The 19,733-nt window shown below is 62.0% G+C and carries 21 protein-coding genes; 12 read left to right on the plus strand and 9 right to left on the minus strand.

Going from position 1 to position 19,733, the window contains the following annotated elements; genetic code table 11:
* The first annotated feature begins 200 nt into the window (after positions 1-200).
* Genes pstS through phoU form a run of 6 tightly spaced genes read left to right on the plus strand, consistent with a single transcriptional unit; the run spans position 201 to position 5,591 of the window.
* Positions 201-1,280, plus strand: a complete 1,080-nt coding sequence (gene pstS, locus VES88_01330) for a phosphate ABC transporter substrate-binding protein PstS (GenBank protein HYN80116.1) — start codon at positions 201-203, stop codon at positions 1,278-1,280.
* Positions 1,277-2,296, plus strand: coding sequence for a phosphate ABC transporter permease subunit PstC (gene pstC / locus VES88_01335; protein HYN80117.1), 1,020 nt, complete (start codon positions 1,277-1,279; stop codon positions 2,294-2,296). The genes pstS and pstC overlap by 4 nt, the downstream gene beginning before the upstream one ends.
* Positions 2,293-3,171, plus strand: a complete 879-nt coding sequence (gene pstA, locus VES88_01340; GenBank protein ID HYN80118.1) for a phosphate ABC transporter permease PstA — start codon at positions 2,293-2,295, stop codon at positions 3,169-3,171. The genes pstC and pstA overlap by 4 nt, the downstream gene beginning before the upstream one ends.
* Before the next feature lies 1 nt (position 3,172).
* Positions 3,173-4,108: a phosphate ABC transporter ATP-binding protein PstB gene (pstB, locus tag VES88_01345; protein ID HYN80119.1), complete on the plus strand. Its 936-nt coding sequence runs from the start codon at positions 3,173-3,175 to the stop codon at positions 4,106-4,108.
* Positions 4,105-4,902: a phosphate ABC transporter ATP-binding protein PstB gene (pstB, locus tag VES88_01350; GenBank protein HYN80120.1), complete on the plus strand. Its 798-nt coding sequence runs from the start codon at positions 4,105-4,107 to the stop codon at positions 4,900-4,902. The genes pstB (VES88_01345) and pstB (VES88_01350) overlap by 4 nt, the downstream gene beginning before the upstream one ends.
* A complete protein-coding gene (gene phoU, locus VES88_01355) occupies positions 4,899-5,591 on the plus strand; it encodes a phosphate signaling complex protein PhoU (GenBank protein HYN80121.1) in 693 nt (230 codons plus the stop codon). Before pstB (VES88_01350) ends, phoU begins: the two co-directional genes overlap by 4 nt.
* A 15-nt stretch (positions 5,592-5,606) precedes the next feature.
* Here phoU and VES88_01360 read toward each other — a convergent pair whose 3' ends face one another.
* Entirely contained in the window at positions 5,607-6,314 is a 708-nt protein-coding gene (locus tag VES88_01360) for a response regulator transcription factor (protein HYN80122.1), read from the minus strand.
* A 131-nt stretch (positions 6,315-6,445) separates the two neighbouring features.
* A complete protein-coding gene (locus tag VES88_01365; protein ID HYN80123.1) occupies positions 6,446-7,672 on the minus strand; it encodes a serpin family protein in 1,227 nt (408 codons plus the stop codon).
* A 290-nt stretch (positions 7,673-7,962) separates the two neighbouring features.
* Here VES88_01365 and VES88_01370 point away from each other — a divergent pair, with 290 nt between their 5' ends.
* Positions 7,963-8,397: a plastocyanin/azurin family copper-binding protein gene (locus VES88_01370; protein HYN80124.1), complete on the plus strand. Its 435-nt coding sequence runs from the start codon at positions 7,963-7,965 to the stop codon at positions 8,395-8,397.
* A 43-nt stretch (positions 8,398-8,440) separates the two neighbouring features.
* Entirely contained in the window at positions 8,441-8,962 is a 522-nt protein-coding gene (locus tag VES88_01375; GenBank protein HYN80125.1) for a CHRD domain-containing protein, read from the plus strand.
* A 187-nt stretch (positions 8,963-9,149) separates the two neighbouring features.
* On the opposite strand, the gene VES88_01380 is transcribed toward VES88_01375, so the two are convergent.
* Positions 9,150-10,652: a cation:proton antiporter gene (locus VES88_01380; protein ID HYN80126.1), complete on the minus strand. Its 1,503-nt coding sequence runs from the start codon at positions 10,650-10,652 to the stop codon at positions 9,150-9,152.
* Positions 10,653-10,844: 192 nt separating this feature from the next.
* Between VES88_01380 and VES88_01385 the strand changes: the two genes are divergently transcribed.
* On the plus strand, positions 10,845-11,753 hold the full coding sequence (locus VES88_01385; GenBank protein ID HYN80127.1) for a DUF4097 family beta strand repeat-containing protein: 909 nt from the start codon (positions 10,845-10,847) through the stop codon (positions 11,751-11,753).
* Between the two features lie 96 nt (positions 11,754-11,849).
* Positions 11,850-13,370, plus strand: a complete 1,521-nt coding sequence (locus VES88_01390) for a DASS family sodium-coupled anion symporter (GenBank protein HYN80128.1) — start codon at positions 11,850-11,852, stop codon at positions 13,368-13,370.
* Between the two features lie 45 nt (positions 13,371-13,415).
* On the opposite strand, the gene VES88_01395 is transcribed toward VES88_01390, so the two are convergent.
* The 3 genes from VES88_01395 to VES88_01405 are packed head-to-tail and all read right to left on the minus strand — an operon-like array spanning position 13,416 to position 16,264.
* Entirely contained in the window at positions 13,416-13,733 is a 318-nt protein-coding gene (locus VES88_01395; GenBank protein HYN80129.1) for a hypothetical protein, read from the minus strand.
* Between the two features lie 21 nt (positions 13,734-13,754).
* Positions 13,755-14,750, minus strand: coding sequence for a hypothetical protein (locus VES88_01400; protein ID HYN80130.1), 996 nt, complete (start codon positions 14,748-14,750; stop codon positions 13,755-13,757).
* A complete protein-coding gene (locus VES88_01405; GenBank protein ID HYN80131.1) occupies positions 14,747-16,264 on the minus strand; it encodes a cytochrome P450 in 1,518 nt (505 codons plus the stop codon). Before VES88_01405 ends, VES88_01400 begins: the two co-directional genes overlap by 4 nt.
* A gap of 159 nt (positions 16,265-16,423) precedes the next feature.
* Here VES88_01405 and VES88_01410 point away from each other — a divergent pair, with 159 nt between their 5' ends.
* Positions 16,424-17,281, plus strand: a complete 858-nt coding sequence (locus VES88_01410; protein HYN80132.1) for a hypothetical protein — start codon at positions 16,424-16,426, stop codon at positions 17,279-17,281.
* A gap of 5 nt (positions 17,282-17,286) precedes the next feature.
* Here VES88_01410 and VES88_01415 read toward each other — a convergent pair whose 3' ends face one another.
* Genes VES88_01415 through VES88_01425 form a run of 3 tightly spaced genes read right to left on the minus strand, consistent with a single transcriptional unit; the run spans position 17,287 to position 18,713 of the window.
* Positions 17,287-17,844, minus strand: coding sequence for a GNAT family N-acetyltransferase (locus tag VES88_01415; protein HYN80133.1), 558 nt, complete (start codon positions 17,842-17,844; stop codon positions 17,287-17,289).
* Positions 17,744-18,439: an SdpI family protein gene (locus tag VES88_01420; GenBank protein ID HYN80134.1), complete on the minus strand. Its 696-nt coding sequence runs from the start codon at positions 18,437-18,439 to the stop codon at positions 17,744-17,746. Before VES88_01420 ends, VES88_01415 begins: the two co-directional genes overlap by 101 nt.
* Complete coding sequence (locus VES88_01425) at positions 18,432-18,713, minus strand: autorepressor SdpR family transcription factor (GenBank protein HYN80135.1); 282 nt, start codon at positions 18,711-18,713, stop codon at positions 18,432-18,434. The genes VES88_01420 and VES88_01425 overlap by 8 nt, the downstream gene beginning before the upstream one ends.
* 201 nt (positions 18,714-18,914) lie before the next feature.
* Between VES88_01425 and VES88_01430 the strand changes: the two genes are divergently transcribed.
* Positions 18,915-19,472: a sigma-70 family RNA polymerase sigma factor gene (locus tag VES88_01430; GenBank protein ID HYN80136.1), complete on the plus strand. Its 558-nt coding sequence runs from the start codon at positions 18,915-18,917 to the stop codon at positions 19,470-19,472.
* Positions 19,473-19,733 lie beyond the last annotated feature (261 nt).

The raw sequence follows: 19,733 nt of genomic DNA on the forward strand, positions 1-19,733 counted from the left end.
TCGGCGGTTCTCGGCCCTAGCATGATGACGTAAACGGTCCGAAACGCGCGGCCTGAATCCATTGAGCCGACGGACCCTCGCGCAATGTGACAATCCCGTTACATGCTGGTTGGCACGAAGCGCTGCGGCTGCCGGGTAGCTTTCGGATTGCCTGCCAGCGCTGTCATCGCGCAATCAACAACCACATCAAGGAGCCGATTGTGAAGCACTGGAAACTGGTCGCCGCGGCCGCTCTCCTGGTGGCCTGCTCGAGTGAAGGAAGCAACGCGACGTCGGATAGCGCCAACCCGAGCGGCTCTGCGGGCAGCAACGCCACGCTCACGGGAGCAGGCGCGACGTTTCCCTATCCCATCTACTCCAAGTGGTTCTCTGATTACGCGACCGAAACCGGCGTGAAGATCAACTATCAGTCCATCGGCTCGGGCGGTGGGATCCGTCAGGTGCAGGAGCAGACCGTCGACTTCGGTGCGACCGATGCGCCGATGAGCAGCGACGAGATGGGCAAGGCAAAGGGAGGACCGGTCCTCCATTTCCCAACCGTGCTCGGCGCGGATGTAATCACCTATAATCTTCCGGGTTTGACGTCGCGGCTGCGGCTCACCGGGCCAGTACTGGCCGATATCTTCCTTGGCAGAGTGAAGAAGTGGAACGCGCCGGCAATCGCCGCCCTCAATCCGGGCGTCAACCTTCCCAATACCGACATTCTCGTCGTGCACCGCTCTGACGGGAGCGGCACGACCTACATCTTCACTTCGTATCTGACGGCAGTGAGCCCGGCGTGGAAAGCGGGTCCAGGAGCCGGAAAGGAAGTCGCATGGCCGGTCGGCCTCGGCGGCAAGGGGAACGAAGGAGTGGCGGGCCAGGTGAAGCAGACGCCGGGTTCGATCGGCTACGTGGAGCTGGCGTATGCAAAGCAGAACGGACTGGCGTACGCGTTGATGCAGAATGCTGCAGGACAATTCGTCGACCCAACGCTCGAGTCGATAACTGCTGCTGCCGGCGCGATTGCGGATACCCTTACGGACAACAGCGACTATCGCGTGTCGATCATCAATCCGAATGGAGCGAATGCCTATCCGATCGCATCGATGACATGGCTGCTGGTCTATCAGAATCAGACTGACGCTGCCAAGGGACGTGCGCTCGTCGACTTCCTGCGCTGGGCCTACGAGAAGGGGCAGCCCGCGGCTTCAGCCCTCGATTACGCTCCGCTGCCCGATAAGATGCGCGCAAAGCTCATAACGCGGCTCTCCTCGATCAAGCTTCCAGCGGGCGCGTGACGGGCGGTTCGAGCGCACTCGCTGCCGGAGCTGCCGGGGGCCTGAGCGAGGTTCCACCTGGCCGCCCGCCGGAGTCGCGGCTCGCGAATGCGCTCGCGGCTTCGCACATCGGAGACCGGGCGTACACGGTCGTCACAACCGGCTTCGCGGCATTCGTGCCCCTGCTCCTGATACTGATTGGCGTCGCGATAATTGTGGCGGCGTGGCCGGCTATCCGCACGTTCGGTTTCGGCTTCATTACGTCGAGCGAATGGAACGTTCCAGCGGGAAAGTTCGGCGCGGCGCCGGCATTGTTCGGTACGATCGTTTCGTCGATCATCGCGCTGGTTCTCGCAACTCCGTTCGCGCTCGGCTCCGCGATCTTTCTGTCGGAATTTGCGCCAAACTGGCTCAAGCAGCCGGTGGGGTTTCTCGTCGATCTTCTTGCCGCGATTCCGAGCGTAGTCTACGGCTTGTGGGGAATATTTGTTCTGGTTCCTCTGCTGCGTGAGTACGTCATGCCGTTCTTCCGCGACACGCTGCACCTCGGTAGCACTCCTTTTTTCAGCGGGCCGGCATACGGGCCAAGCATGCTTGCGGCGGGCGTGCTGCTCGCCGTGATGATCCTTCCCTACATCTCCGCGGTCTCGCGTGAAGTTCTTCGAGCGGTTCCACGCGCGCAGCGGGAAGCGGCGCTCGCTCTCGGCGCAACAAAGTGGGAGATGATTCGTGATGCGGTTGTCCCCGCAGCGAAATCGGGCATCGTCGGAGGAATCATTCTCGGGCTCGGCCGAGCGCTGGGCGAGACCATGGCGGTAACGATGGTAATCGGCAACCGTCCGGAGATCGCCGCGTCGCTGCTTGCTCCGGGCTACAGCATGGCATCGCTCATTGCCAATGAGTTCAGCGAAGCGACCAACGAGATGCACGTCGCCGCGCTGATGGCGGTTGGCGCCCTGCTTTTTCTGATCACGATAATCGTCAACGCGATCGCGCGCTGGCTGGTGTGGAGCGTTTCGATGAAGGGCGAGAAGTGAAGAAGAGCGCAGGATTCTTCTCCACCGAGTCGAATCGAAAGCGGCGGGCTGCAGCCAACGGCGTGATGGTAACGCTCACCTACGTTGCCGCCGCAGTTGCCACGCTTCCTCTCATCTTCATCCTGTTTCACCTGATCAAGCTCGGCGCTACATCGATCAATCCCGACTTCTTCATTCGCATGCCCCAGCCGGTTGGAGAAGCAGGCGGCGGCATGGCGAACGCAATTGTCGGGACGCTCATTCTCATTTCGATCGCCGCGGCGATGGGGCTTCCAATCGGCATCGGGGCCGGGCTTTATCTCGCAGATCGCAAAGGCTCGAGGCTCGCGAACATCGTACGGTTCCTCTCTGACGTGATGAACGGATTGCCGTCGATTGTGATGGGAATTTTTGCGTGGGAATTTCTCGTTCGACCCATCGGTCATTTTTCCGCACTTGCCGGCGGAGTCGCCCTCGGAGCGATGATGATCCCGCTCGTCACGCGGACGACTGAAGAGATGATCGCGACAGTGCCCAACACATTGCGCGAAGCAGCGCTCGCGCTCGGCTACCAGAGATGGCGCACCTCACTCGGAGTGGTTCTCCGAACCGCGATGCCCGGAATCGTGACCGGCGCGCTCGTTGCGGTTGCGCGAGTTGCGGGCGAGACGGCACCTCTCCTATTCACGGCCTTCGGGAACCATTTCTGGTCTACATCGCTCGACAAGCCGATTGCCGCATTGCCTCTTCAGATTTTCACATATGCGATCAGCCCGTACGACGAATGGCATTCGCTGGCATGGGCGGGAGCGCTCGTGCTCATAGGCATGGTCCTCGTAATAAGCGTCGCCGCCCGCTACGTGACACGCTCACGTTACGGAGTGGCGGCTGACTGAGATGACGAGCAGCGGCAGCGTACAGCCGCGCGTCACCGCGGTCGAGCCTTTGAGCAGGGGCGCCTCCGAGCCTAAACCCCTTCCGTTGGAACCGGAGCAGGCCGATCGCGGCCTCGCGCTGCGCCCGGTCGTCGGTGCCGACCTTCATGGCGATACTCGATCGGTGGAGGAGACTCGACCGTGCCTCGTCGCAGAGGATCTGAACGCCTACTTCGGCGAGCTCAGGGCCGTGAAGGATGTGAGTCTTGCTTTGAACGACCGGTCTGTCACTGCCATCATCGGTCCCTCGGGCTGCGGAAAGTCTACTCTCCTGCGATGCTTCAACCGATTGCACGAGACGGTTCCCAGCGCGCGCGTGACCGGCAGCGTGACGCTGGACGGGCAGCCCGTCTACGGCGAGGGAACGAGCGCGATCGCTGTTCGCCGGCGAATTGGAATGGTCTTTCAGCGGCCCACTCCGTTCCCCACGATGTCAATTCGCGGGAATGTCGCCGCCGGCCTTAGCGTGAGAGAGGGAGGAATGCCGCCGAGGCGGGAGGTCGACGAGATCGTCGAAGACGCTCTGCGGCGCGCCGCGTTGTGGGAGGAGGTAAAGGACCAGCTCCGAACAAGCGCAGTCGCGTTGTCCGGAGGACAGCAGCAGCGACTCTGCATCGCTCGCGCGCTGGCGACGAAGCCAGTGGTTTTGCTGCTCGACGAGCCTACCGCCTCGCTCGACCCCGCAAGCACTCAAAAGGTCGAGGAGCTGGTCTATGAGCTTCGATCGTCGATCACCATCGGGATCGTGACGCACAACATGCAGCAGGCGGCTCGCGTCTCCGATCGTACGGCATTCATGCTGATGGGTGACCTTGTCGAGATAGCGCCGACCAGCACACTGTTCACCGCGCCGACCGACCAGCGCACCGAAGCATACATCACCGGGCGGTTCGGATGACCGCAGTCGCCGAGAGCCAGGCAAACGTCGCGGCTCCGTCCGAGGGGTCCATTGAGTCGCGCGACTTCTCGTTTTACTACGGCACCAAGCAGGCGCTTTTGGACGTGTCTCTTACCGTCCAGCCACACTCCGTGACGGCTTTGATCGGACCTTCCGGCTGCGGCAAATCGACGTTTCTGCGCGCGATCAATCGCATGGGCGAGCTCATAGAAGGAACGCGTCACACGGGTGCGATGCTTCTCGACGGTGAGGACATCTATGCTCCCGGCACCGACGTCGTGGCGCTGCGGCAGCGAATCGGAATGGTATTTCAGCGATGGAATCCCTTCCCGAAGTCGATCTACGACAACGTGATCTACGGCCCGCGCATCAACGGAGTGCGTGGACGCGCAGAGCTCGACCGAATCGCGGAAGACTCGCTCAGGCGAGCTGGCCTGTGGGAGGAAGTAAAGGACAGGCTGCGGAAGAGCGCCCTTGCCCTTTCGGGTGGGCAGCAGCAACGCCTCTGCATCGCCCGCGCGCTCGCGAACCAGCCCGAGGTGCTTCTGCTCGACGAGCCGGCCAGCGCCCTCGACCCGGCCGCAACGCAGAAAATCGAGCAGCTACTCTACGAGCTGAAGTCCGATATTACGATCATCATCGTCACGCACAATCTGCAGCAGGCCGCCCGCATCTCGGATCGGACCGCGTTCTTCTACCTCGGCCGCCTCGTCGAAGCAGACACCACCGAGCGAATTTTCACCCGCCCTGCGCAGACAGAAACCGAAGCATATATCACCGGGAGATTTGGATGACGTCACCAGGCATAGTTCGGCCGTTCCGTCATTTTCACGACGAGCTGACGAAGCTCAAGGAGCGGCTGCTGTTCATGTCGCGCCGCGCGGAGGACACGATCGACCTCGCGGTGGACGCATTGATCACCCGCGACCCGGGCAAGGCGCAGGCGGTGATCGAGAGCGACGTCGAGCTGAACAGGCTCGAGGTGGAGCTCGAGCAACGGGGAATCGAGCTGCTCGCGCTGCAGCAGCCGATGGCAACCGACCTGAGATTCATCATTGGAGCGATAAAAGTCTCCAACGACCTCGAGCGGGTCGGCGACCACGCCGTCAACATCGCCGAGTCGTGCCTGAAGCTCATGGAGCAGGACGAGCATCCGCCGATGGTGCCGGAGATTCCGGACATGGCGAGGCGCGCGCGAAAAATGCTGGGCGACGCGCTCGACGCATTCATAAGATCCGATGGCGCCCTGGGGCGCGCAGTTTGTGCGGCCGATGACGAAGTCGACGCGCTGCATGATTCAGTTTTCCGGATCATGCTCACCCACATGATGGAAGACCACCGGACGATCACGCCGTCGCTGGAGCTGCTACTCGTGAGTCGTAATCTTGAACGGGTTGCCGATCTGGCTACCAACATCGGAGAAGATGCGGTTTATCTCGCGGAGGGAAAGCTGATCAAGCATCACTCCGAAGACGTGCCCTAGCGGTGTTTCGCGAGACTAGTTCGCGGCGTTGATCCTGTAGCCAAAGCCGCGGACAGTCTCGATCATGTCACCCGCGGCGCCGAGCTTCGATCTCAGTCGCTGAACGTGCATGTCGACGGTTCGGGTTTGAATGTCAGGCGCGGCCTCCCAGACGGTCTGCAACAGATGTGAGCGACCCTGGACTCGGCCGCGTCGCTCAGCCAGCAGCAACAGGAGCTTGTACTCGGTTGGAGTCAGCTCGACTGCACGATCGTCGACGCTCACCCGATGCGAGTCACGGTCGATGAGGAGCGCGCCGATGCGCAGAGTCTCCGTTGACTGCGGGCCGCCGGCCGCGACACGCCGCAGAATCGCCGCAACCCGCAGCACCAGCTCCTGCGGGCTGAAAGGCTTCATGAGGTAGTCGTCGGCGCCGAGGGACAGACCTCTGATGCGATCGGGTTCTTCCCTTCGGGCCGTGAGCAGGAGAACGGCCACGTTTTTTGTCGTCTCGTCGGCGCGTAGCGCCTCGAGGACCTCGAACCCGGACATGTCCGGGAGCATCAGGTCGAGCACCACGAGCGCGGGCCGCTCTCGACCGGCCTTCTCGAGCGCTGCGGCACCGTTCGAGGCTGTCGAAACTCCGTAGCCCGCTTTCGCGAGATGATATGCAACCAGCGCGACGATGTCGGCTTCGTCGTCCACCACCAGCACGCGCTGCTCGGGACTTCCGTTCCCCGTCATGGACTGAAACCTCGTCGCCAGGCCACCGGAGCGTCAACGGAAGAACTGTCACAGTATCGTGACGAAACCGATTCACGCCCTCCAGCGCGTTTCGGGCAGTTCAACCGAGCCCACAGAGGCCTTGACAGACGCTAAGCCGGAAGCTTCACGATCTTCCCCATGAACATGATCGTGCCGGAAAAGCGCTCCCTGATGACAAACAGAAACGGACGGTCCACACGGATCGCCGAAGGTGCCGAGGTGAGGCCGACTCCTACGCTCGTTGCTGCTGCTGCCTCCGTGCCTTCCTCATTGACGTCGACAAAAGTCTTCTGAATGACTTTCGTGATGACGAGCTCCCGCCCGCGAGGCGACATCGGTGTGAAGTCCGCGTTATCGAAGGCGATCCCCATCCCCAGCGCGCGCAGATCAGAATTCAGGACACGTTTCCACTCGAGCTTGAACCGCGGAAAATAGAACTCCGACTGGTGCTCGCTGAACGATTCCTCGAGCGATTTCCAGGTCTCCCCCGTCAGCGACTCGGCCAGCGTGTTGACGCTCACGTCCTGATTGGGCAGCACGACCGTCATGGCGTAAGCCGAATTGCCGTAAAGCAGGTCGACCGCGGTGTAGGTCGAAGTGCGAGCGACTCTGAGCGGCACCGACTGGTGCATCAGCGGCACATTGGCCGTGCTTCCATCGAGCGCAAAGAAAGGAGCCTGAGCAGTCTTCGATTTGTCGAACTGCTTCTGCCACGATCCCTTGAAGTAGATGGCGTTGATCAGAAACATCACCTCGGCGTCATCGATGTCGTCGAGGATCTCCGGAATCTTGTTGTTCGTGCTCGCGTTGACCCACGAGTTGATCGTGGTGAGCGCCGACGGGCTGGTGAAGTCGAGACCCTTCACTTCGGCGTCGAAGAACGACTTGCTCTCGGCGAGAAACGGCTCGTTGAACGGGAACGTCTGCTCGTACCAAATGGAGTTGGCGATTCGGAAATCGGTGGACTTGTCGAGCCCGCGGAGCAGAGCGATCAGGGATTTGTACCCTTCGTTGATTTCCTGCCGGCTTGCGTCTCCCAGGCGGAGAGTGCTGCGCATTGCATCGTAAGTCGAACCTGCCGCGCCGTTGGCTGTCATTCCGAGCGCCATCGAGGCGCTCAACGGCGATATGAAGACGTTGCTCCCACGTTGAGCCGTGTTGACCTGGCGGAGCAGGTCGAACGCAAAGGCATTGCTGCCGCCGATCAGCTTCTGCTCGGCTACGGTGAGAGGCCGGGGAAGTGACGTTATCGTTTCGCCAGGACCACTCGGGTCGGAGCAGGCGAGAGCCGTGAGTGCCACCGGAACCATTAGCCTGCACACACGAGTCAGGGTCATGTTTGCACACCTCCGTTAAGGGATTCTCACTCCTCTCCAAAATACCCCGTTGCGCGTTTGCCGTTACCCGTACCCGTACCCGTACCCGTTTACCGGTTACCCGCACCCGCACCCGCACCCGCACCCGTTACCCGCCGCCCGCGCTGACCCGTTGTTCGCCGCCTGGAACGGTTCGCTCGCCTTTCACCGGTGGTCTTGAGGGTCGCCCTCGCTCTACTGTTCGCCGCACTGGCCCTTAGGCGGGCACCACAAAGCAGGAGACAACAATACGTGTCAGGGGCGAAACTTCGATGCGGAATAACACGGTGAGCTGGCAATTCCGCTCGCGAAAGACCGCAACCCTGACGGCGTTCGCGACTGTTGCCTTGGCCAGTATCCCTCTGGCGAGCTGCTTTTCCGAGAAGACGGCTACCGGCCCGCTGCCGCTAACCGGCGAATGCACCATTCCGACCTCCGCAGCAGGCACGGTGATCATCCTGATCAGGAACTTCACCTTCATTCCCGACCAGGTAACCGTCAAGCGTGGGACCAAAGTGAGCTGGGTCAATTGCGAAACTGCCGGCTCCGACTCGCACACGTCAACGTCCGACACGGGAATCTGGGATTCACCGTCGATTCAGGTGGGAGCCGCCTGGACTCGCACGTTCGATGACGCGCCCGGAACCGACTTCAACTATCACTGCGTTCCACACGCATTCATGAAAGGGACCGTCAATGTCGAGTAGACCGAGGTCCCTTCGGTTTCTTAACCGCTCCAGAGGAGGATCGATGATACACTCGAAATTGTTTGCCATGTCAGTCATGGCGTTTGCGTTTGTCGCCGCGTGCGACACGGACGATGACAACGGGACGGGTCCGACAGCCCAAACGTTCACCGCGTCACTCACCGGCGCGAAAGAACGGCCGACTCCACGGACGACTCCTGCCAACGGTAGTGCGACGTTTACCCTTTCGGCGGACGGGAACACGCTGACCTGGAACGTCACGATGACTGGCGCGAACAACGTTTTCGCCTCCCACATCCACGTTGGCGGGCTCGAGTGCGATTGTCCGGTTGCCTTCGGCATCTTCTCCGGTACTGCCGTCAGCAACCCGGCGATAAGCGGTTCTGTGACGCGGGCAACATACTCCTCGCCCCTCGGCATATCGTTCGATGCGCTGATCTCGCTGATGCGGAGTGGTGACACCTACGTCAACGTACACACCAATGACGGTGTCGCTCCGACCAATACGGGGCCTGGCGACTTCCCGGGTGGCGAGCTTCGCGGGCAGATTTCACTAGTACCGTAGTCAGGCCAGACACCGCGCGGCGGAGGAACGCCGTGCAGTGCCGTCACCGCGCGACTTGCTCTGACCTGGGCTCGGTGGGAAGGCCAACATCGAGCCATGCGCGCCAGCCGCCGACGAGCGCGCGTGCTTTCGTCCAACCTGCCTTTCGAAGCTGGAGCGCCGCACGGGCGCTCGTGGCTTCGTCGTGTCACGCACAATAGATCACCAGCGTAGCATGCTTTGAGAGGCGCTGCTCCGTCGCGTCGCGCACCGGATCGTCCGGTCGCAACCGAACCGCGCCGCGCGCAATGAGAGGATCACCATCGTAGTTGCGGCTCGCGCGAGCGTCCACGATCACCACCTCCTCCCCTTTTGCTTCCAGCGCCCTCAGCTCCTCAATCGTGATTCGATCATCCACCGTCTGGGTGGCTGATGCGGCGCGGCTGAGCGGCAGTAGCACCTCCGGCTGAGCGATCTCGGGCTCGCCGACTGCAGAACTGATCCCGCGACCAGCCGGCGTCCTGGCGCGAAGAAAAAATGCGGTAGCGCTCCCGTGCACCACCACCGAGAGGAGCACGACGACGGAAGTGAGCACGAATATCCGTTCGCCGCCCGCTACTCCCGCGAACACGGGCAACAGGGCGAGAAGAAGCGAGCTCAACCCACGCGGCCCGAACGCGGCGACCAGCCGCCGATCGCGATCGCTCAATTTGACGCCGCCAAGAACCGGGTAGAGCACAATAGGCCGTACGGTCAATGCGATCACCGCGAACAGAACAGTGCGCCAATCGAGTATCGTGAGGCCGAGCCAGATCAGCGACATTCCCAGCGCCACGAAGGTGAGGAGGAGCAGCATCTCCGCGGTCGCTTCGCCGTACTCCAGGAAGCAATCGCAAAGCTCGATATCCCTCGACGCCACGACGAGCCCGGCTACGAACGCCGCGACGAAGCCGCTTCCTCCCACAGCTTCCGCGAACGCGAAGCTCGTGAATGCGAGACCAAGCGCGTAGAGAGATTCGTAATCGCGCCTTACTCCCGTGCGCGACCGGACAAAGGCGAGTCCGGAAATTCCAGCCCAGCCAACGAGAGCGCCGAGGCCGGGACCGAGGACGAAGAGTCCAAGGATGCTGCGCCCGATCTCCGTTCCGCTTGCCGCACTCGCGGCGAGAACCTCGCCCCGCGCGGGCAGCAGCAGCATCGAGAGAATGACGATCGGAAGCAGCACGACGTCGTTCATCCCCGTCTCGAGACGTAGCGCCGTCCGCGGCCCCTCCGGGAGTGCCTTCGACCTCAGCACGGTGCGGAGGAGAACCGGATCGGTTGATGCGAGAGCGGCGCCGAGTATCGCGGCGGCCGGTCCAGGCAAGTCGAGCAGCGCCCACGCGGCGAGAGCAGTGAGGATCGCCGGTGCGACCGTACCCGGTCCGAGCAGCCGCCACAACATGAAGCGCCGCTTGCGCAGCTGCTTCGTATCGATCGTGACTGCGTCGCTGAAGAGCAGCAGCGCGAGTCCGAGCATGGCAAGCGCGTGAAGCGCGGGAGAATGGAAGCCGACATCGGTAATTCCGAATCCCCACGGACCGAGCGCGACGCCAAGGACGAGGAAGATCGGAACGAGGGGAAGGCCGGTGCGTTCGATCGCCCCAGAAAGAAGCGAAGCGACGACGATGACCATGCCGATAAGCGCGACAGTAGTGACGAAGCTTTCCATTCCGTGAAGGAAGAAAGCTGCGAGTCGCCGTGCACGCCAGACGTCATATTTAGTGGCAACTGGCCCGGAGTGTCTCCGCCCAGGAAGCGCCCGGTCCGCGCGCAGCCCTGCGGTGGAATATCCGATTCAAACCATCCTGAAGGCTTGCTTGTCGGACCCAGTACAAGAATCCACCACCACCGAGGTCCGTCAATGATGCTACAAGTGCTGGCTGTAGTTCTCGGGGCTTTCACAAGCAGCCCGACGCCCGCCCCGTCGCAGATTACGTCCCAGGGCTCCAATCAGGTATTCAACGGCCCGGTAGCTGCCGGCGCGTGGTTCCGCGTCCGGAACCTGAGGGGCGCGATAGAAGTGCGCCACACGTCGGGCAGAAATGTCGTCGTGTCGGCGACGCGAGGGTTCGATGCCGGGTCTGATGCCGACGTCAGATTCGATGTCCGCCGCGACGGCGCGAATGTCACCGTGTGCGCCATCTGGCCCCGCACGACCCGCTGCGACGCGAGGGGCTACGAATCCGATTCCGACTCGCGAGACTGGAGAGAGCGCCGTGCGGGGAAAGTGGATTTCGTTGTCGAGCTGCCAAGGGGTATCAACCTGCTTGCGGCTACCGGCAATGGAACGGTAGAGGTGCGGAACACAGGCGCAGAGGTCAAGGCGAGCTCGGGGAACGGGGAAGTCACCGTCATAGGAGCAACCGGCCGGGTAAGCGCTTCGTCGGGAAACGGTGACCTGGAAGTCGAGCGCGCAGGCGGTGAAGTCGAAGCGAGTACCGGCAACGGCGACATCACGGTTTCGACGTCGCTTGGTCCCGTTTCGGCGAGCTCGGGCAACGGCAGCATCGACGTCGCTATGGCGTCGTTGAGAAGCGCGGACGACATGGAGTTCAGCACTGGAAACGGTTCGATCGAGTTGAAAGTTCCGTCCAATTTCTCAGCGGTCGTCGAGGCGAACGTCGCGTACAGGAACTTCGAGACCGATTTCCCGATGCAGATGGGTGACCGATGGAGCTCGCGTCGCGTCGAGGGGAAGATCGGGAACGGCGGCAGGCGCATCAAATTCTCGACAGGCAACGGTCACGTCAGGATTCGAAAGAACGGATAATCGCGCAACCCGGACCGATCACCGGTCTTTCGCGATCGACCGCAGATGCGAGCCATAGCTTGACCGCGCGCGCGGGCCACCGTAGTGTGGCCCGCCATGACTGTCCCCACAGGGGCCACGCAGGAAATCGAAGGACTAAAGCGAGCTGATTCGAGCGCCGCGCGCGGCCACCTCGGAAGTCTGCTCGCTCTCCTCGCCTTCCTCTCTCTTCTTTTCGCGCCTCTCGGCGGACTGAGCCCCGAGGCTCACCGCCTCGCGGCCATCATGGCCGCCGTGGTGATTCTCTGGATTACCGAGGCACTGCCGATGCCGGTGACGGCGCTCATCGGATCCGCCGCCTGCATCGTGATGCGCGTCGCTCCGGCGCGTGACGTGTTCGCGCCGTTCGCCGACCCGTTGATGTTCCTCTTCATCGGCTCGTTCATGCTCGCCAAGGCGATCATGCTGCATGGGCTCGACCGCCGTGTGGCGTACGCCGTGCTCTCTCTTCGCATCGTTGGCGCGAGCCCGATGCGGATTCTCTTTGCGTTCGGCGCGGTCACCGCGGCGATCTCGGCGTGGATCTCGAATACGGCCACGACGGCCATGATGTACGCCATCGGGATGGCCATTCTCACTTTCATGGCCGACTCGGCCAAACGCAACGGTCGGAGTCTCGACCCGCGTTACGCGACCGCCCTGATGTTGATGACCGCGTTCGCCGCATCCGTAGGCGGGTTGGCGACTCCAATCGGGACTCCGCCTAACGTCATCGGTCTCGGATTCATTCGTCAGCTCACCGGCGCCGAGCTCCCATTCTTCAAGTGGATGCTGATCGGCGTTCCGACGGTGATTGTATTGCTTCTGACGGTGTTCTTCATTTTTCGCCGCGCGGCAGCGGGCATGCACGCGGGAGTCGGGGAAAGTGCCAGGATGCTCGAGCGCGAGCACGAGCGCCGCGGCGCCTGGTCCGCTGGTGAGAAATCCACGGTGCTCGCGTTTTGTGTGACCGTTTTTCTCTGGGTGCTGCCGGGAGTGCTCGCGCTCGTGTACGGCGAGACCAGTCCGCAGTACCAGGCGCTCACCGCGCGGATTCCGGAAGGTGTCGCGGCGCTGATCGGCGCGTGCCTGCTTTTCATTTTGCCCGGCAACCAGCAGGGCAAGGCGATCACCTGGCGCGAAGCCGCGAAGATCGACTGGGGAATAGTTCTCCTCTACGGCGGTGGATTCGCGCTCGGAGTTCTCTCCTTCAAGACCGGCCTCGCCGAGACTCTCGGGAAAAACCTGCTTGGCTATCTCCCGTCGAGCGGCGGAACCGGCCTGCTCATCGCGTCGACAATCCTCGCGGTGATCTTGTCGGAGGTCACGTCGAACACCGCTTCAGCGAACATGATCGTGCCTGTCGTGATCTCGATCGCACGTGCGGCCGGAGTGGATCCAGTGGAGCCCGCTCTGGGAGCCACGATGGGCGCGAGCCTTGGCTTCATGCTCCCGGTGTCGACACCCTGTAACGCCATCGTGTACGGCTCCGGGTACATCCCGCTCAAGCAGATGATGCGCTACGGTATCGTCGTCGACGTCGTGGGAGTGATCGTGATCGTCACGATGATCAAGCTGCTGCTGCCGCTCGTGCGCTGAGCAGAGATTGCTGCCCGGGTGTTCGGCGCCCGGACAGCCAAAATTTCAGGCGGTGGGGACGGCCGACTCGGCTGGGGTCGTTTCGACGGTTACGGTCTCCGGCGGGCGCACAGGCTTACGCCACACGGGCCTCTGGTGCACGGGGCGAGCCTGAATCGCCAGGAGCTCCGCGTAATAGGCGATAATCCGACTCTGCACTGACTGCTTCGTATCCTTCGGCGACGCTGCAAAGGGAGCGTGGCGCGTTGTCTTTCCGGTGTCGACGCGGAACCACCACCATGGAGGCATACCTTCGTGTAACGGCGCTTCAACCGAGCAGTAGAATGTCAGTCCCTGATCCACAAATTCGAATTCCTTCGTCACTTTGCCCCTTGAACGTATGATTCAATCTAACTCATGACTCCGGGGATTACCCCTGATTCGCGTATCCTCGAGTCGGCGGATCTCATAATCGTCGTAACGCTTGCGGACTGATTCCGGCACGCCGAGGGCATAACCGACCATTTCGCCCGCCGCCTGGAGCACACTGCACAGGACGAGGACCGCGGCAGCGCCGGATGGCGGCCGCTCCCGACGAATCGCCCTAGAAATGCCGTCGCGGTGTCGCACCAGCAGCACCGCGGGAATGAGGGGTGAAGCGAGAGCGTATCCGAGGCGCCGAAAAGCGGACCAGCGTGCGCTGCGGGTGCCCGCAATTACACGGCCCGCAAGGAAGCGCTGGTGAAGCAACGGTGCAAGAAATGAAATATTTGCGTGCTCGATTCGCGCCGCTGGCTCAAATCGGACGCGCTCCCCAGCCCTCCGGAGCTCCGCCATCATGTCCTCGCCCTCCGAAAGCGCCTGCTCGAGCCGATCGCCGAGGTTTAGCAGAAACGTGAGTCGATAGGACACGTTGAGGATTGGCGCGCTATGAAGCTCTTCAGCGGGCTTGCCATCGGTCCACGATGCGTAGCCCGCAAGGAATCCGGCCCAGCTAACGGCGCCATCGGGATTCGCGTTCGCGAACGACGGAACGACGACTCCCCAGCCTGCCTCGTGCGCTTCGGTGAGAGCCTCGATCATTCCCGAACACGGGTAGGAGTGAGTCTCTCCAATGAACACCAATGGCGCGGTCGCGGCGCGAACGCCCGAGGCCCGCGCGGCTCCAAGCGGAATGGACGAGTCCACGTCTACGATTCGCACGCTGGCGAAATCGGTGAGGCGTTCCGCTCCGATCGTCTTCGATTGCGAGGCCGGCATTACCAGCACAATCTCCAGCTGCCGTCTCGTCGTCAGATCATTGAGTCGATTGATCACGGGAAGAATCGTGTTCCACGTATCAGTGGCGAGAACGACAGACATTGCTGGCATGCCGGTAGACGGCAAAGCCGCAGCGCTCATGCGCGGGGGCGCAGAGACACGGTGAAACGTGAGCCGGGCCGCCAGTGAAACCCGCTGAACTCGGCCGGCTCCGCGTTATGCACCTCGAGCTCGTATCCAGCCGCCAGCTCGACGGCCAGGTTGCGGCCGATCGCACGCGAGAGATGCGCGCCTGGGCAAATGCGAGGAGACAGCCCGAACGGGGAGTACTGAGTCCGCCTCGCAGGGACAAGAAAGCGATCCGGGTCGAAGTTATCGGGACTGTCGAACATCTCGCTGCTGCGGTGACTCTCCTGCACACAGATTCGAACATACCAGCCCGCGGGAATCTGTAGCCCGTCCCATCGTATTGGCCGTTTGACGCGGCGGAGCAGAAATTCGCTCTGATGCAGCCGGAGAGTCTCGCGCACGAGTCGATCGGCGAGTCCCCCTGGCGCCAGTGCCTGAGCGCGATCGAATTCAATTTCATTCGCCAGCCGCGCCAGACTCGCCGGGTTCTCTCCCAGCTTCACGAGGAGCCAGGATAGAAAGCCTATCACGTCGAGGCGAGCCGTGTGGAGCGTGTACACGAAGTTCGCCATCAGCTCGTCGTCGGAGAGCGCGTCCGGATGAAGACGGCAAAGCTCCGAGAGAAAAGATTGTCGATCCGCGAGCGAATCCTCGTCACGTGAGAGAGTCCGAGTACGAAGCTCGCCAATGATGTCGAACAATGCCGCGGCGGCGCGGCGCCGACCAGTTCGCGCGAGATGACGGTAGTCCGCGACCCGATAATGCTCCTCGAGGCGGTCGAGATCGGGTCCAGGCGAAATGCCGAAGAAGCAGCGCATCAGATCGTTGAGGACCATCCGGTCGATCGCCGGCAGCGGATCCGCCTTGCCGTCATTGGCGGCAAGACACAGGAGCATGGATTTGGCTTCCGTTGCCAGCACCTGCTCGCACGAGTCAACAACCGCGGGCGTCAGGGCCGATCGCAGGACGGCCGCTACATCGCGATGCCGGCCGCCGTCGAGGTACCTCACGAAGCCACCGGGCACGAGGCCGTTGAAAGGCGCCGCGGGGACGACCAGGCTCTCATCGTTGGCGGCCAGAAAATTCGCCGCGCGCTCGAGTCCAACGATTCCGACAGCCGGATGGATGAAATGTCGGAATTTGAAAACTGGTCCGTGCCGAGCAGCCTGCTTCAGATAGAATTGAGGATCGTGCCATGGCGAGATCGGCATCACGGCCAGCGAACCCGCCGGTAGCCCGGCCTTACGGCCGTGCGCGGCTCGCGCCTGCCACCGTTCCAGAGCAAGCACCACCAGCGCCGCAGCCGCAGCGGCTCTCAGCGCAATTGGGTCGGAGAGCGCGATGATGACAACGGCGACAACGTAGAGCGCGAGCGTTGCAGTCATGACGGTCTGAATCCGCGGAAAAGCCTGAAATCTCCGCCGGACTCCCGGGTGAATCGCGAGGCGAGCGAGCGGCAGGGCAATCACTCCAACCAGCGCGATCTCGACGGTGCGCTCGACGCCCGTCGCCAACAAGGGGTCCATGATAGCCATCGGGGGATTACGCCGAATATAGGTTTGCGGCAGCGATTTGCATTCAATGGCTTTTTCGCGGCTCGAGGTGTTGTAAGACCTCCTCTTGATCGTCCTTCAATCAGCAGAGGGTCGCCAAGGGCCCCACGGATAAAGACCAGAGCGATGCCAATGTCGAATTTTTTTGCAGCGATGCTCGAGCGCCTCCGTTCGTTGCCGGTGGTTAGTGACGCCGGGGGGCGGGTGCCGCATTACCCCTCGGACGAGGAGCGGCGGATCATAGCCACGCTCCAGGGACAAGGTATCCAGCGAGAGCTTGCGACTCGCTCCGCGGCGGCTGTCGAGCACGATGAAAGGCAGGAGCTGGAGTACTGGCGACTCTGGAGATTGATCCGCCCCGCAGATACCGGAGCGATTCCTCCAAAAGCACTGGATCCCTCCGTACCGGAGCACGTCACTCTGGCGCTTACCGTTGTGGGCGAGTATGACGCTGCCCGCGAAGAGCCAGGCGCATTCGCGGACTGTCTTTATCGCCCGGTGTCAGAGCTGCCCTATCCGCCGGCTGCGATTCGCCGGTGCTGTGAATTTCTCATCGGCATCGCCGACACCGAGACAGCGTCGTCCGACGAAGATCACGAACTGCTCGCCAAAGAGCGTGAGGCGCTCGGTCTCGCGCTTTTCTCGCTCGATTACTTTCTCGATCTTCCCGCGAACGAGATTCCGCGCCAGAAGCTGGAAAACCTCGCCTACGGCAGGCGTGAATCCCTGGCTCAGGCACAGTCACCGTTGAAGCCGGGTGCCGGCGATGTGGTCGTCAGGAATGGATCGGGCGCCACGGATTACGTGAGCGAGGTCATTGGAGTGGGCGACAACGACGAGTGGATGGTGCTGACGAGCTCGGGTTCTTCGATGCGGGTCGTGCGCAGCGAGCAGCCGGGCCAGTGGGACGAAGTGCAGGTCATCGCTCCCGCCGCGGCATCGTGGCTGACTCTGACGCCTTCCGGCGGAACGCCGAGCTGGGAGCCGTAGCCGCGCTAGCGCAAATCCTTCCGGTAGGTGACTACGCGATCGACCTCGATGTAGCCGCTCCGCTCGTGCGCCATGTGGCTCACGCGATTGTCGATCAGCGCATCCGATCCCATCTCCTGATATCCCTGGTCTCGAGCCCACGCTTCGGCGGCTTCGAGCAGTGAGCGGCCATGACCGCCAAGGCGCACGTCGGGGTCGACATACCAGGCTTCTATATATCCTACCGGGCTCGTAGTGCAGCCGTCCACGACTGAACGAGTGCCGACCTCGACATAGCCGGCGAGCGAATTGCCATCAGGCCGCTCGAGCACGAACACCGCCGCGTCTGAGCGCGCGAGGGTTGCGCGCATCTCGGCTTCGTCTTCCTCCATAGACGTACCCGGAAACAAGGCTGTGGCCATGCGGCGCCATTCGCTCCAGTCGGACGGTTTGAACTGCCTGATCAACATCGCAAACTGTCCGTTATGTCCTTTCGAGAACGACTGTGTCGGTGTCGCGCGTGCCGACGATGTGCGCGACAATAAACGACGGCAGCAGCCCGAGGAGCGCGACAAACAGCGCATAACGCGGGAAGACAATCGAAGCGACCACAACGACGATCCCCAGTCCCATCATAAGCGCTCCCAGCACGCGATGCGTGCGGTGCCAGGCGGCTCGATCCGTCAGTGTCCGCTTCGTGCGTATACCGACGATCCAGTTCGGCCGCGTCCTCGGCACTATGTTACCGGCGGCGATGAATCCGACGCCGAGGATTGCGGTGAGGATCTGATAAATCCACGGTGGCGACTGCAGCAGGCTCGCGATCAGCGCAATGTGCATGAGAGCAAGGAGCGACGTGATCGCAAAAGTCATCGTTGCATAAGTAGGCGCGAACCGGTCCACAGATTCTGATCCGGTTCCTTCATTCAGCCACCACTCGGGCAGGGGCTTTCGCGGACCACCGACTTTCGAGAGCGCGGTGAGAAGAACCCACACGCCCAACGTGATGGTCGGCAGCAGGAGTGCAGCCGCAATGCGCGGCACACCCTCGCCGCCTGGAAAGCTGATCGGGAAAAGCGGAGACAGGTCCGGATGTCCCAACGCCGGAAGGCGTGAGAAAATCGCTGCCGAGATAGCATATGATCCGATGATCGGGATCGCGGGAGTCCACTTACGCATCGGTTTCTCCTTTCTTTGTCCAGTCGAAGATGTGTTCTACGAGCTCCTGCAACACGGTCGCGTTGAGCTCGTACCGGATGCTGCTCCCGTTGCGCTCGGCTGAGATCAGATCGGCGTCGCGGAGCACAGCCAGGTGGCGCGAGATAGTTGGCCACGCGCTCGGGAATCTTTCGGCGATCTCTCCGGAATTCAGCGGACCATGACGCAAGAGCTTGACGATTTCTCGTCGCGTCGGATCTGCCAGAGCTCTGAAGACGGCGTTAGAACCGGGCACTTCGGCCTCTTTAAGCGGTTATAGGTGAATATAAGCTAATTAGCTAATTAGCGCAATAGCTAAGTAACGGTGGCGTTCGGTCGAACCGGATTCGCGCAAATTATGATCTCTTCTGACCCGGCGTACGGTCAAGAACGTTTGCCGGATGCAGGGACGGGAGTCATCTTGAGTGCTCGCAAGTCCCTCGGGAGACATCCGCGGATGAATGACGACGCGGACATCACGACTCAGCTCGTAGCCTGGCGTGCGGGCGAGCCCTCCGCGCGGGAGAAGCTGTTCCCTCTCGTTTACGACGAGCTGCGCCGCATCGCGCACCGGCAATTGGGGCGCGAGCACGCCGGACACACCCTCGACACGACCTCGCTCGTCCACGAGGCCTACCTCAAGCTCGTCGATCAGACGCGCGCGGAATGGACTGACCGGTCCCATTTTTTTGCCGTCGCTGCGAACGCAATGCGTAGAATCCTGGTGGATTATGCACGCAGCTATCGAACCGACAAGCGCGGTGGCGCGCCGCGGCGCGTAAGTCTCACCGATTCGATGCTCGTCGCGGAGCAGCGCGCTGACACGCTCCTCGCCGTGGACGACGCATTGGTCGAGCTCGCCAGCATCGACGAACGCCTGAGCCGCGTTGTGGAATGTCGTTTTTTTGCCGGCCTCACCGAGGAAGAGACGGCGGAAGTCCTGGGCGTCACCGCTCGTACGGTTCGCCGGGACTGGACCAAAGCGAAAGGGTGGCTCCACAGAACACTCGAGTAGACAGCTTCCTGCATGTCCGCTTTTGGCAGGCATTATCGCGTTCATACGCAAACGTCGCTACGAGTAAATAGGCTCGACCTTGTTCGCGCGAGTGAAGAAAACAATCGCATCTTCGCAGTGTGCGTGTCGCGGTACCGTCGGGGCGGTACGGTACTGTACAGAATGCTCGAATGAGACTATGCTCTGACGCGTTGGCCTCCACTTTGTTCGCCTCGAGCACTTCTCCAGCGACCGTTCGACGGGTGGATGTCGGCGGGCTCG

Source organism: Gemmatimonadaceae bacterium (assembly GCA_035633115.1).
Taxonomy (GTDB): domain Bacteria; phylum Gemmatimonadota; class Gemmatimonadetes; order Gemmatimonadales; family Gemmatimonadaceae; genus UBA4720.

Bases quoted from the DNA above. Each gene is read 5' to 3' on its own strand.
- VES88_01430 (HYN80136.1), top strand. From the start codon at position 18,915: ATGAATGACGACGCGGACATCACGACTCAGCTCGTAGCCTGGCGTGCG.
- VES88_01380 (HYN80126.1), bottom strand. From the start codon at position 10,652: ATGGAAAGCTTCGTCACTACTGTCGCGCTTATCGGCATGGTCATCGTC.
- VES88_01405 (HYN80131.1), bottom strand. From the start codon at position 16,264: ATGGACCCCTTGTTGGCGACGGGCGTCGAGCGCACCGTCGAGATCGCG.
- VES88_01415 (HYN80133.1), bottom strand. From the start codon at position 17,844: ATGCGCTGTTTGTCGCGCTCCTCGGGCTGCTGCCGTCGTTTATTGTCG.
- VES88_01400 (HYN80130.1), bottom strand. From the start codon at position 14,750: ATGAGCGCTGCGGCTTTGCCGTCTACCGGCATGCCAGCAATGTCTGTC.
- pstB (HYN80120.1), top strand. From the start codon at position 4,105: ATGACCGCAGTCGCCGAGAGCCAGGCAAACGTCGCGGCTCCGTCCGAG.
- phoU (HYN80121.1), top strand. From the start codon at position 4,899: ATGACGTCACCAGGCATAGTTCGGCCGTTCCGTCATTTTCACGACGAG.
- VES88_01375 (HYN80125.1), top strand. From the start codon at position 8,441: ATGATACACTCGAAATTGTTTGCCATGTCAGTCATGGCGTTTGCGTTT.
- pstB (HYN80119.1), top strand. From the start codon at position 3,173: ATGACGAGCAGCGGCAGCGTACAGCCGCGCGTCACCGCGGTCGAGCCT.
- VES88_01390 (HYN80128.1), top strand. From the start codon at position 11,850: ATGACTGTCCCCACAGGGGCCACGCAGGAAATCGAAGGACTAAAGCGA.
- VES88_01385 (HYN80127.1), top strand. From the start codon at position 10,845: ATGATGCTACAAGTGCTGGCTGTAGTTCTCGGGGCTTTCACAAGCAGC.
- VES88_01365 (HYN80123.1), bottom strand. From the start codon at position 7,672: ATGACCCTGACTCGTGTGTGCAGGCTAATGGTTCCGGTGGCACTCACG.
- VES88_01370 (HYN80124.1), top strand. From the start codon at position 7,963: ATGCGGAATAACACGGTGAGCTGGCAATTCCGCTCGCGAAAGACCGCA.
- VES88_01410 (HYN80132.1), top strand. From the start codon at position 16,424: ATGTCGAATTTTTTTGCAGCGATGCTCGAGCGCCTCCGTTCGTTGCCG.
- VES88_01360 (HYN80122.1), bottom strand. From the start codon at position 6,314: ATGACGGGGAACGGAAGTCCCGAGCAGCGCGTGCTGGTGGTGGACGAC.
- VES88_01420 (HYN80134.1), bottom strand. From the start codon at position 18,439: ATGCGTAAGTGGACTCCCGCGATCCCGATCATCGGATCATATGCTATC.